We start from the raw sequence: 11814 nt of genomic DNA on the forward strand, positions 1-11814 counted from the left end.
TTAAAATAGTTTATTAACTGATACAGTATGTTAGCAAAGTAAACTGGATAAAAAAACAGTATTTATCAACGGCGGTTATTGACCGTTATTCAACTGTTCCATCGTCGCCATATAGCGATCGATTTGTTCTAGCATATCGTCCTCAGCCGCGACAAAGCCGCTGGGCTCAACATCCTCGAGTAGTGGTTGCTGGCTTAAGTTAAACAACGCTGTTTGCAACGGTTGTTCAAACTGTTTCGCCGCGGGGTGTAACAGCCAATGATGATTAGGATAGGTTGGGCTGGTCCAAAGCACTCGAACAATACTAGGATCGATGACACCAGATCTAACCGCCTGACTATAGAACTGATGACTGGTCCATGCTAACTCCGACTTGCCTTGCTGCACCCATTCTACTGCTTGAGTTTTTGACTCTGCATGCAGCACTTCCATTGCAAAGTCGCCGCTGATCTCGATCTCAAACAACTTGGCCCAATAACGTGGCAACCAATTCGATGAAGTATCATGTTCTGGTCCCAGAGCTATCGTTCGGCCATTAAACGTTTGGCCATTAAAGCGCTTTTTCGGAGTTAGGCCTGTGTCACGCCGGGCGATTAATGTTGATTGGTAGTATTGGTCTAAGTAACCCTGAGCTACAGCATTGGCATCAGGGACTGTTTTGCGAATGCTATAACTGATGGCTCCATTAACCCAAGCCAAGTCAATCTTGCCAGCAGCCATCATGCTAATAAGCTGTTGATTAGAATTGACCGGTTGATGGCTAACCACTACGCCTAACTCGGTAGATAAATACGCTGCTACACCAACGAGTTGTTGTTTGGTTAAACCCTTCGCATCATCTTTCATTACAGCAAAACTAAGCCCCTGAGCCGCCAGCGACCAGGAAGTAGTTAACATAAAAAGACAGGCTATCCGAAACAACATTTATAAAACCAACAGCTTAACGAAGGTTTGCATCTTAACTTCCGCAGCGCAAATGCAACACAATTAACTCAATTTTTTATCAATACTTTGAACTTAATCATCAGCTCGACAGTTATATTCAGCTCCGATACAAGTTTTGACCATCAAAACTGTGTCAAACTGAAGCTTGATATAATTCATCTAATTAAAATGGTTTTGGTGCCCCTACTATGCAAATACTGGTTATCGAAGATGACACGCTTTTATGCCACCACTTGAAAACTCGCCTGTCCGAGCTGGGCGACCATGTCCAAACCAGCCTGACCGCCAGCGAAGGTGAATACATTGCTGACAACTACCCATTGGACGTGGCGATCATCGACATAGGCCTACCAGACGGTAATGGCATCGAATTAATCCGTCGCCTCCGCGCCAGTGGCAAAACCTTTCCAATAATTATTCTGACTGCCCGTGGTAACTGGCAAGACAAGGTTGAAGGCCTTAATGCCGGCGCCGATGATTATTTGGTAAAGCCAATTCGCATAGAAGAGCTAGTTGCTCGCACTCAAGCACTGGTTCGTCGCAGCGCTGGCTTTGTAAAGCCTGAAATCGGCTGCGAAGGGATGCGTATCGACCTCACTGGTCAACGGGTCACAGTATACGATAGCCAACTTGAACTGACCGCTTTTGAGTACAAAGTTTTAGAGTACTTGGTGCGCCATCATCAGCAGGTAATTTCCAAACACCGCCTGTTAGACGTACTGTACGAAGACCGGGAAGGTGATCCAAATACCATTGAAGTCATGGTATCGAGAATTCGTAAAAAACTGACTACCGCGGGCATGGATAATCCGGTCTCAACGGTACGAGGTCAAGGCTACCGATTTAACTACGAGTGCCAATGATAGCTTCTCTATTCGAGCGAGTCCGCCAGCCAACGATTTACCGTCGGGTTATCGCCATCGCGATGATGTTGTTGATTGTTGCAGTACTGTATTTGGTTTATCTACAGGAACGTGGCCGCAGCCGCCAACATTATGCTAATGCCGCTACAGTAGCGGCGAGTCAATTGGGTTACGTCGGCCGTGAATTTAGACAGTCCAACATAACCCCTTTGGCTCGGTGGAAAGACAGTTCCCGGGTTCACGCTGGTGAATTACTGTTCAGTATCTGTGATGATCAAAACGCCACTGTCTACAACTCGCAGGATATCGTCGCCATCAGTGCTACCGGTGCCTGTAACGCCATACCAAAGCACTCAGAAGAACTGCCGTTTAGAGCTATAACCCTCGACAACCAGTTGCCCTACTTTTTGATCCCGTTTCCGATCGAAACCGACTCAAAACCGATTACTGTCGTGTTGATCCGCCCTGCCTCAGCGATTCAAGAAGTCGCTAAGCAGCAAACTCAAACGATGGTCATCAAAACCATCGCGTTACTGTTGGCGTTGTTTGTCCTATTGGTTGCTGGCGCCCGCTGGGGGGTACAACCATTGTTGCAACTGCGTGATCAATTGCAGGAGATCATCAGTGGTAAACGTGACAAACTTGAGCACATCAAAGCCCGTGAAGTGCAAGGTACTGCGCAAGCAATCAACGAACTGCTGGAGCAAACCACCCAACGCAAGCAGATCTATCAAGACGCAATGAATGATCTGGCACACAGCCTTAAGACTCGGATCGCAGCCATCAATGCGCTGCTTGATGATCAACACAACCCGCAACAACGATTACTGCTTGAACAACAGTTAATCCAGATGGATGAGTTGGTTCAATATCAGCTGCGTAAAGCCGTGCTCGGACGTCAGGGGCTGAAGCAAGAGTTCACCAACGCACTGTATACCTGTGAGCAGCTTAAGATGATGCTGCATAAGGTCCACGCCGAACGTCATATTCGCTGCGATCTATTGATCTCGCCAGAGCAGCAGATAAGCTGCAATGCCACCGATTTAATGGAGCTGCTCGGCAACACCATGGACAACGCTTTTCGCTTTGCCAATAAACAAGTGGTGGTGTCACTCAATCAAAGTATTGAGCAGACGCTGTTAACCATCGAAGATGATGGTCCAGGCATTGATGAAGACAAAATCGAGCGAATTGTTCGTCGTGGTGAGCGCGCTGATGAACGCAGTGAGGGCCAAGGGATCGGACTCGCGGTATGTGAAGAGATCTGTTTGAGCTATGGCGGCATGATGTCGATTGAGCGAAGTCCTATGGGTGGCGCCAAGATTGCCTTTAAGTTACCCAACGACAATCGATTCGCATAGATTTAGCTAAGAAAGAGCTGTGTCATAGTTAGCTGTTGAAGTTTATCTTAAGCCTTCGGCTTCACCGATTTTGGTGCTTTGGGGGGAGGATGTCGCGGTGGCGACGGCACATTCTTGTATGCATTAGCGGGGAGCTTCGCCCCCTTTGGAATCCCCCTCGCCTTAGGTTGCACTCCAAAGCGCTTCGCTGGACTGCTCCAATGCGACAGAAGGTCAACGGCGGTAGTGCTTAACCCCTTGTCTCGGCGCTCGTCTAGCCGGTGCTTTAACTGTATTAGAAAGAACAATACTTAATTGGTACACAGCCTAAGAAAGCGGTAAATCAAAAAGTTACCGCTTTCTTAGTGACTCAAAATTTGGCAAAAATCAAATGATGCACTTTAGTTAACAATATGGCCTAACCTAATCAGGCCCTATTGGAGGCAATATGCGTGCATTACCGAACTTTGATCAACTTAGGAAGTTAGCGGTAAACGACCCAAGACAGCTGGAGCAATTACGCCAAGAGATGATCGCCGAGACCATCAGTAATAGCAGCAAACTGTCTCAACTTGCTACTGTGCAACATCATATCGATCAACGGCTATCCCGTTGCAGCAACCCAACGGCACGGCTTCTCGCCATCAACAGTATGATGCACGACAAGCTCTACCAGTTGTCACAAATACTCATCAGTCCAGACTACCTCAGTCGTCAAGCTAAGGTGCTGCCATTCAAGAAGTAGCCACTATCGGTTAACCTGTTTCACTTCGGGCAACAAAATTTCCATCTGCTCCCCACGTCGCTTAAAACCGTTGTATGGCATTGATGAGAACTGCGACAACACCTCGTCATTAGGCACATCATCGAGATACAAGGCAATATTCAAGGTCTGTAAGGTGTTAAACATGGTACGGCACATCTGGAGCTGCATCTCTGACTGTGGTGTGGCAACAAAAGCTGGGTCCAATTTAACGTAATCTGGACGCAACCAGCTGACGTAATCAAGATCGGCCAAATGCACGCCAAATCGATTTACCCCAAGTTTATAACCAAGGTTTTTCAGTTCAGAGCGAAGCGACTTAACCGCGCTCGGATTGGTTAACACCAGTCGCTCAGTTACCTCAAACTGGAAGTGATACTGTTGATGCCGCAGCAGTTGCTGCAACCATGAGATGAAGCTTGGATCCTCTACCGTTTGTTGCGGTAAACCAAATACCACTGGGGTGTACTGCAATACCAACTGCGTCGCCGCGCGGATCTTACTCTGTTCAAACTCGGTAGTAAGTCGAAGCATCTTCAAATAAGGCATTAAATCCGATTCCAACATCGGTTTGCCGTTAATTTCTAAGCTGATGTCTAAGTCCAGTTGAATACGGTCGCCACCTTGATCAATGACAGGGTTAGAATTGAAGCGGAATTTGCCCTGCTCAATCCCGCTCAACAGTGCCTCTCGCCATTGCTGTCTGAACATCGGCGCCTCATCCGGTTGTTGATACCAATGGATGTGATCCGGTGATTGCATTGCTGTCATCAACGCTGTGTCAGCTTGAGCTAAAATCTCCTCGGCATTACGTTGCAGGTCTTTTGGTACCACTCCGAGTCCATACGAACTGGATAGCCCAACATTGGAGTCTTCGTAAGCTTGCTGTGCCCGTTGTTGCAGCGCCGCCACCGGATCTTCAACGGCGTCTCCGGCAACAACAATTAGAAACTCATCGGCACTGATCCGCGCCGCTAAGAAACCAAGTAGGCTGCTATCTAAAGCGCGAATGTGTGCCGCGAACTTACTGACAATGTCATCTCGCGCGGCGAAGCCATACTTCAACCGAACTTCGTCGAGGAAACTCATGTTAATTAACACCAGTACCCCGCCGTCGGCTTCCTTCAGCCATGAGTCAATGCGCTCAACAATGTAGGCACGATTGGGCAACGACGAGACCTGATCAGTAAGCAGTGCATGCTTAAGTCCATCAACCTGTTTGTTATAGCCCTCCACTTCAAACCGTAGTTTGGATGACATAGTATTTATGGCTTGGCCTAAGCGCCGTAGTTCGCCGGATTTAGGCAATGGCAATGGTGACGAAAACTTCAGGTGACTTAAGTCTTGTGCTGTCTTGGCAATTTTTGACAGCACCGATAAATGACCACGAATACCAACCAAAACACAAACAAAGCTAACCACCATCCAAATAGCCAAAATGGCGGCTACACCGGTGAGACGTTGCCACCACTGCCAGTAAAATTTAGAGGTATTACTGGTGGCAACCAAGATGGTTTGCCCATTCTGTTGATGCTGTAATGACGCCCTAAAATCTTTCAAATCAAATAAACCGGAGGCGGCAACAAATGTGGGTACCGAATAGCTATCGGCAATATCAACCTGTTGGGTCGATGAGGGAGCAGTAAGCCTGACGCTTGCGAGTGGGCTAATGGTATCCGGCAACCGTGCTAGCGCCAAAAGATCATATTTTTGCTGGTCACGCCATTGATTATCAAGCTGTTGCTTAATCCAATTAAAGTGTTCTTGTGCTTGCTCAATCTGTTGCTGTTGCAACCGCTCAGAGAGTAAATACCCGCTCAATGGCAGCAAAATCAACGCGCCAATAATCCCTGTGATTGCAACACGCAATACCAATTGTCGGAACAACGTCATCATCGACTCCTTGATAATGTGCTAGTTTGCGCCGTTTAAATCAACGTCGGCTAAGCCTTAGTTAATTCAAGTATAAGCCACTGAAAAGCAAACGGTTGAAACAGTAATAAATCGAGTTAGTGACTGCTGCCTACAGGGGATTACAAGGCGCTTAAATGGCGAGGAATTTAGGCTGTGTCACAGTTAAGTGTTGAGGTTTATATCAAGCCTTCGGCTGTACCGATTGCAGTACCCTTAAGGGCTATGTCGCGCTGGCGACGGCACATTCTTGTATGCATTAGCGGGGAGCTTCGCCCCCTTGCCTTGGGTCGCACTCCAAAACGCTTCGCTGGACTGCTCCAATGTGGCAAAAGATCAACGGCGGTAGTGCTTTCCGCTTGTATCAGAACTCGCCTAGCCGGTGCTTTAACTTCATAGGAAAGAACAGCACTTAGTTGGTACACAGCCGGAATTCAACGAGGGGAATTGCAGTGGCGATAACTACGGCTGACAACAAGCAGATCCCTCTGCTTCACTGGCGCTATGTTATTTAGGCAGAATCAACGCTTGGCTTTGTAAGCGGCTTAAGTTGGCTTGCGCCATCAATGCCGCAAGCTGTTCAGCATAGGTTTGCGGATCCAGTTGCTGCTTAAGTTGAAGCAATTGTTGCTCCAATGCCTGATAGTCGACTTGGAAGTCTTTACCGATTAACTGCTCAACCAGCGCGCTTTGTTTATGCAATAGCCGTCGCTGTTGTTCCGTTAGCATATTGATGGCGTTAGCCACTAGTTGCTGGTGGTCAACATTGCCCAACTTCCAACTACGCGGATCTTGTTGGTGAAAGTGCTCTTTCAATCGCAATGGTCGCAGTTCACCAGCAGGTAGCCGTTGTCCCTGTCCTTGGACCGAAAGTTCCCCGCCAAGTGCCTGCCAAATCGATTCGCTGGCTTCAAACAAACTTGCGCCGTTTGTCACCAATAACTTGATGTCGAATTGAGCAAACGCACGGCTCAGCTCTTGCTTCAACCGTTGCGAATTAGCGCCTTGCGGTAACAACACCGCTTGCTGCTTGCCTAGCGCCCGAATGGTCACAACTTCATCGTGCTTTCTTTTCGAGAGCAGATCAACCGAGGGCAATCGAAATTGACGCGGCGATGCCTCAGCACTAAAAATTTGCAGTCGATGGTCGATACCGTGCTGCAGGCCATGTTGCTGTTGCCAATCAATAAGATGTTGCTGCAAGCGGGAGATCAGCGACTCCCGTTGCGGTTGCTGTTGTAACTGCTGCTGCAACGGCACTAACAGTTGTAAGACTCGCCGTATGCCTTCCAAACCGAGCTCTAGCCGCTGTGATTCTTTATGGCCGCGATGCAACTTCTCCCAATGGGTATAGGTTGCTAAGCGTTGCCGCGAGATGGGCACCAATGGCAGCGTTTGCGTTGCCTTGGGGCTGGTAATCGCACCACTGGCTTCACTTTGGTTACTTTGGCGTACCGCAATCGGATCCGGTACACCAATGAGCCGTTTAGTGACGGCATTGATCATGATTACATCTCGTTAAACAAAGACAGGTTGGCAATTTTAACGTATGTAGACTGCGTTGCCTGTAAAACTGTGAGATTTTGAGTGTAATCGGTCATTGCTTCAGCATAATCGAGGTCTTCGGTCTCGCCGATCACCTTGCTGTTATACAGCACCATGTCTTTGTGGTGCGTTTCCATCATGGTAAGGGTGTTTTGTTTGCTACCCATGGATGTCATCGCCGAGTTAATTGAGCCACGCGTTTCATCGAGTACCGCCGTCATCTCCGCCTGAGCGGCGTCAAATTGTGGATCGCCAGGACTCAACGTTGGATCTTCTAGTACTTCGATGTAGTCATTCAACTCATTAAAGATGTCGTTAGTACCGGAGAAGAACAGCTCATCGCCGGGATAGTTCACCTCTAACGAGGAAGACTCCGAGATTGGCACCTCACGGGTGTCGCTGTTGCCTGCATAAACGTAATCACCATTGCTATCGATGGTAACTGGTTCCGTTGTGGTTGCGTTGCCCGCAAATAGATAGTTGCCGTTGTCATCTTGGCTGTTGGCAAAATCGACCAACGATGACTGAATCGAACGTAGTTCCTCAGCGTAAGCTTGGCGCCCTTCGGCGGTGGTGGTACTGCTACCAGCAGCAGTGACGATTTCTGTCGCTCGCAATAGCGTGTCGTTCATCGACAACAAGGTTGATTCAGCGCGACCATAATAGTCGGACAGGGTTGATATGTTGTCGAGGTATTGGTTTGCTTGGTTGGTGTCAGACTCCAAGCCCATGACCTTTACTGCACCAATTGGATCATCAGACGGCGCTAGAATCGACTTACCGTACGACATCTGCAGCATCGTATCGGTGATCGCCTGAGTGGTTTGCTGCATGCTGTAGACGCTGCTGGTGTAAAGTTGTTGAGATGCTACGCGCATAATTAGCCCTAGAAAGCGTTTAAGATTGTGGTAAACAGTTGATCAGCGGTCGAGAGCACTTTAGCGTTGGCCTGATAGGCTTGCTGATATGCAATCAGATTGACCGCTTCTTCATCGAGGTTGACGCCAGACACCGATACCCACTCGTTTTTGGCATGCATTTGCGCTTGTTCTGCTGCTTGTGCATCTAGCTCCGCTTGTCTGGTTGCGGAAGCGATGGTGCCAATCTGGCTGACGTAGGCATCGCTCAACGTAGAATCAATGCCGCCTAAACTGTCGAAGTGAAACTCTTGGGAAGACAAATCTACCATTGCTTGAAGGTTGGTGTTATCGCCGCTGCCGCCAGTTGCAGAACCACTAAAGGCCAACATGTCTGACGAGAAGTCGTCGACTAATTTCAAGGTACCGGCAGGATCAGTTGGATCGTAACTGAACATCGGCTGACCGGGATTGCCATTTTGGTCATAACCAGCCACCTGCACCTCGTTAAAAGCATCGGCAAAGGTCATCGCTAACTCGTCGATAAAGGCTTCCGCCTGATTCAACTCATTATCGTGGTAATCAATTAGCGCCCCTAGGCTACCGCCGACATCGGTAGACAGGGGAAAATCGTTACCGTTAAAGTCCAAAGTCAGTTGGCTTTTGCTTGGATCCAGAGGATCCGCCTCAACCCCTAGTGTGGCCGCAGTAGAGCCGACAACCAAAGGCTGACCATTTTGCAACGCAACGTTAACAGTACCATCGGCGTTGTTGGTGACTGAAACATCGACCAAATTGCTCAGATCAGCGATGGCGTTGTCGCGCTGATCAAGCAGTGACGAAGGGATCTCACTGGGATCGCTGTAGTCCGACATCATGGCGTTAATCTCGGCAATATTGCTGATCAAGCCATTGATTTCGATAACCGTAGATTCCATCTCCGAGGTCACCAGATCCCGCTGTTGCTGGAGGCTATCGTTGATGTTGTTGAAGCGCAGTCCCATGTTACTTAACTCACTGATAACAGCCTGACGGGTAGCGTTATCATCCGGGTTTACCATGGCAGCATTCAACGCCGCAAACAGCATATCCAAACCACTAGCAATGCTGTTGCCATCAGAGGCAAAGATGTTTTCTAGCTGGCCGAGGTAGCTGCTTTGAGTATCGTAGTAGGTCGCCGCACTGGTGCTGTCCCAGATGCTGGTCACCAAATATTGCTCACTGATTCGACGCGTAGAATCGACATAAACGGCGCCGCCCATGTCAGTGGCCAATACCGTATCTTGGCGCGAATAACCTGCTACCGAAGCGTTAGCGATGTTCATAGAGGTCGTTGCTAATGCGGCTTGGCTTGCGTAAATACCAGATTTAGCAATATTGGTTATGTTACTCATCAATTGTGCCTTGTGACGCTATCTCTAGCTGAATAAGTGACGGCTGCATTGCCGGTGAATGTTTATATGAGTCCATTGCGACCACATTCGAGTCAGACTTAAGCGTTGGCGCCAACTGTTCTGTCATTTGTTCGGCAAAACCAAGATTGCTGTTTTTGGTTATCGCTTGAGCTAACTCCGCATCGTAAAAATCTCGGAAAACGCTGTCACCACCAGATAAGGGGTTGTCATCGTCGTTGTCGATCATTGCGTCAGTCGCCGAACGCATCTGCTTCAGCACATTTTGTAAAAAGTTAGCTTCAAATTGCTCACCAGCCTTATGGATGGCTCCCTCTTGGCCATACTGACGTTTGAGATCCTGAGCATTCAGGTTGCTTAAATATCCAGAGTTGTTGTCCATCATCAATCCTTAAATCACAACTAGTTCGGCGTTCAATGCGCCGGCTTCATCCAATGCCTGCAGTATCACCATAAGATCGGCAGGAGTTGCGCCAAGGCTATTAATGGCGTTAACAATAACCTCTAGCGATGTGCCTTCAGGCAAAATAAAGCTGGTTGCCTGAGCTTGGTCGATGTCAATGGAGGTATTGCTACCCACTTCGGTGGTGCCGTTAGACAACTGCCCGGGTTGACTAATAAATGGGACCTCGCTAATGGCAACCGACAAGTTTCCGTGACTGACTGCAGCACGGCTTATTTTAACGTCAGCGCCCATAACAACGGTGCCAGTGCGGCTGTTAAATACAACCCGAGCAGGGGTTCGCCCTGACTCCACTTCTATCGATTCCAACATCGACATAAACGTCACCCGCTGTCGTGGCTCCGCTGGTGCTCGTACCAACACCTTGGCATTGCTGTCTGCTCGAGCCACATTTGGGCCGAAGCTTGCATTGATGGCTCGCTCAATATTGCGGGCGGTGGTAAAGCTCTGTCTTTTAAGGTTTAACACCACCTCTTCGGCGCTGTTAAAGCTCGATGGGATGCCACGTTCGACAATAGCGCCGTTTGGAATGGTACCTACTGTGGGCGTATTAATGGTCACACTGGTGCCGTCACGGCCTTCGGCGGAGATCCCGCCAACCACCAAGCTGCCTTGCGCAACCGCGTAGATCTGACCATCAACCCCTTGCAACGGAGTGACCAATAGCGACCCTCCACGGAGACTTTTGGCATCACCGAGGGAAGATACCGTGATATCAATGGTTTGACCTGCACTAGCTTGCGCTGGAATAACAGCATGGACCGCAACTGCAGCGACGTTCTTCAGCTTAGGATTGATATTTGAGTCGAGGTTTACCCCGAACTGCTCCAGCATATTGCGCATCGAATGGCTGGTGAATTTCACCTGCGATTGATCACCGGTGCCAGCTAGACCAACCACCAAACCGTAGCCAACCAATTGGTTATCGCGCACACCTTGTACATCAACAATATCCAACAACGGACGTGTGTTCTGTTGTGCCCCAGCAAACGGTGCAATTAGTACCAACAGAAAGAGAAAAAAAGGCTTCATAAACACCATTACATTGGGAACCATGGGCTTTGGAAGTAGCGTTGCGCCCACCCCATTCGATTCGAATCAGCTATCGCTCCCTTTCCACCATAGATAATTCGCGCATCGGCAATCCGCTGAGAGCTCAGGGTATTATCGTTGTCGATATCATCAGGTCGAACCAAACCAAGGATCCGCAAGTATTCGTCCCCTTGATTGAGTCGCAACCACTTTTCACCGCGTATCAATAGCACGCCATTAGGCAAAACCTCAGCCACGGTCACCGTGATAGAGCCAGATAGCTTGTTCTGTTGACTAGAGCTGCCAGTTCCAGAAAAATCATTACCAACACTGCCCGTGCCGGTTAACGAATCATCTAAACCGCTGCCTAACGTGGTATTCGCACTAAAGCCAGTTTGCAGGTTGCTAAGCTTGCTGGTGGAGGTGTCGGCCTTCTTGCTGGCTTGGGTCTGCTCATCCAGCGCTACCGTCAGAATATCGCCCACACGATAAGCACTGCGATCGGTAAACAGATTGAGCATAAAGTCGCTGCGATAGGCGCTACCGTGTTCAGGCTGTACCTGCGAGTAGTTTAACTTTGGCGGCGCCCATTGAGGCTGATCAGGTTCAGGCTCTGGCTCGGGAAAGTGCGAGGCGCACCCTCCCAGCAGCAACAAAGCACCCAATAATGCTAAGTTTTTCAT

The 11814-nt window shown here is 48.9% G+C and carries 11 protein-coding genes; 3 read left to right on the plus strand and 8 right to left on the minus strand.

The annotated features are described in order from the left end of the window. Positions 1–75 precede the first annotated feature (75 nt). Positions 76–897 (minus strand): PhnD/SsuA/transferrin family substrate-binding protein, encoded by an 822-nt coding sequence (locus HER31_RS07740; RefSeq protein ID WP_168660035.1) that lies wholly within the window; start codon positions 895–897, stop codon positions 76–78. Between the two features lie 236 nt (positions 898–1133). Here HER31_RS07740 and HER31_RS07745 point away from each other — a divergent pair, with 236 nt between their 5' ends. The 3 genes from HER31_RS07745 to HER31_RS07755 all read left to right on the plus strand — a co-directional run bounded on the left by HER31_RS07745 (position 1134) and on the right by HER31_RS07755 (position 3893). Next, a complete protein-coding gene (locus tag HER31_RS07745; protein ID WP_168660036.1) occupies positions 1134–1808 on the plus strand; it encodes a response regulator in 675 nt (224 codons plus the stop codon). Next, entirely contained in the window at positions 1805–3169 is a 1365-nt protein-coding gene (locus HER31_RS07750) for a sensor histidine kinase (RefSeq protein WP_168660037.1), read from the plus strand. The genes HER31_RS07745 and HER31_RS07750 overlap by 4 nt, the downstream gene beginning before the upstream one ends. Positions 3170–3596: 427 nt before the next feature. After that, positions 3597–3893 carry a DUF3135 domain-containing protein gene (locus tag HER31_RS07755; protein WP_168660038.1) on the plus strand — a complete coding sequence of 99 codons (297 nt, stop codon included), beginning with the start codon at positions 3597–3599 and terminating at the stop codon, positions 3891–3893. 3 nt (positions 3894–3896) lie between these two features. Here HER31_RS07755 and HER31_RS07760 read toward each other — a convergent pair whose 3' ends face one another. From HER31_RS07760 to flgH, 7 genes are all read right to left on the minus strand, one after another. After that, on the minus strand, positions 3897–5807 hold the full coding sequence (locus HER31_RS07760) for an EAL domain-containing protein (protein ID WP_168660039.1): 1911 nt from the start codon (positions 5805–5807) through the stop codon (positions 3897–3899). A gap of 522 nt (positions 5808–6329) precedes the next feature. Beyond that, positions 6330–7328 (minus strand): hypothetical protein, encoded by a 999-nt coding sequence (locus tag HER31_RS07765; RefSeq protein WP_168660040.1) that lies wholly within the window; start codon positions 7326–7328, stop codon positions 6330–6332. 2 nt (positions 7329–7330) lie between these two features. Continuing rightward, positions 7331–8245 carry a flagellar hook-associated protein FlgL gene (flgL, locus tag HER31_RS07770; RefSeq protein WP_168660041.1) on the minus strand — a complete coding sequence of 305 codons (915 nt, stop codon included), beginning with the start codon at positions 8243–8245 and terminating at the stop codon, positions 7331–7333. An 8-nt stretch (positions 8246–8253) separates the two neighbouring features. After that, complete coding sequence (gene flgK / locus HER31_RS07775) at positions 8254–9618, minus strand: flagellar hook-associated protein FlgK (RefSeq protein ID WP_168660042.1); 1365 nt, start codon at positions 9616–9618, stop codon at positions 8254–8256. Beyond that, positions 9611–10021 (minus strand): rod-binding protein, encoded by a 411-nt coding sequence (locus tag HER31_RS07780; protein ID WP_168660043.1) that lies wholly within the window; start codon positions 10019–10021, stop codon positions 9611–9613. Before HER31_RS07780 ends, flgK begins: the two co-directional genes overlap by 8 nt. Before the next feature lie 6 nt (positions 10022–10027). Further along, positions 10028–11131, minus strand: coding sequence for a flagellar basal body P-ring protein FlgI (locus tag HER31_RS07785; protein ID WP_168660044.1), 1104 nt, complete (start codon positions 11129–11131; stop codon positions 10028–10030). Positions 11132–11139: 8 nt separating this feature from the next. Continuing rightward, positions 11140–11814, minus strand: a complete 675-nt coding sequence (gene flgH, locus HER31_RS07790; RefSeq protein WP_168660045.1) for a flagellar basal body L-ring protein FlgH — start codon at positions 11812–11814, stop codon at positions 11140–11142.

The sequence above is a fragment of the Ferrimonas lipolytica genome, assembly GCF_012295575.1.
Taxonomy (GTDB): Bacteria; Pseudomonadota; Gammaproteobacteria; order Enterobacterales; family Shewanellaceae; genus Ferrimonas; species Ferrimonas lipolytica.

Excerpts from the sequence above, each read along its gene's own strand:
- HER31_RS07755 (WP_168660038.1), top strand. The coding sequence starts at position 3,597 with ATGCGTGCATTACCGAACTTTGATCAACTTAGGAAGTTAGCGGTAAAC.
- HER31_RS07765 (WP_168660040.1), bottom strand. The coding sequence starts at position 7,328 with ATGATCAATGCCGTCACTAAACGGCTCATTGGTGTACCGGATCCGATT.
- flgL (WP_168660041.1), bottom strand. The coding sequence starts at position 8,245 with ATGCGCGTAGCATCTCAACAACTTTACACCAGCAGCGTCTACAGCATG.
- HER31_RS07740 (WP_168660035.1), bottom strand. The coding sequence starts at position 897 with ATGTTAACTACTTCCTGGTCGCTGGCGGCTCAGGGGCTTAGTTTTGCT.
- HER31_RS07760 (WP_168660039.1), bottom strand. The coding sequence starts at position 5,807 with ATGATGACGTTGTTCCGACAATTGGTATTGCGTGTTGCAATCACAGGG.
- flgK (WP_168660042.1), bottom strand. The coding sequence starts at position 9,618 with ATGAGTAACATAACCAATATTGCTAAATCTGGTATTTACGCAAGCCAA.
- flgH (WP_168660045.1), bottom strand. The coding sequence starts at position 11,814 with ATGAAAAACTTAGCATTATTGGGTGCTTTGTTGCTGCTGGGAGGGTGC.
- HER31_RS07745 (WP_168660036.1), top strand. The coding sequence starts at position 1,134 with ATGCAAATACTGGTTATCGAAGATGACACGCTTTTATGCCACCACTTG.
- HER31_RS07785 (WP_168660044.1), bottom strand. The coding sequence starts at position 11,131 with ATGAAGCCTTTTTTTCTCTTTCTGTTGGTACTAATTGCACCGTTTGCT.
- HER31_RS07750 (WP_168660037.1), top strand. The coding sequence starts at position 1,805 with ATGATAGCTTCTCTATTCGAGCGAGTCCGCCAGCCAACGATTTACCGT.
- HER31_RS07780 (WP_168660043.1), bottom strand. The coding sequence starts at position 10,021 with ATGATGGACAACAACTCTGGATATTTAAGCAACCTGAATGCTCAGGAT.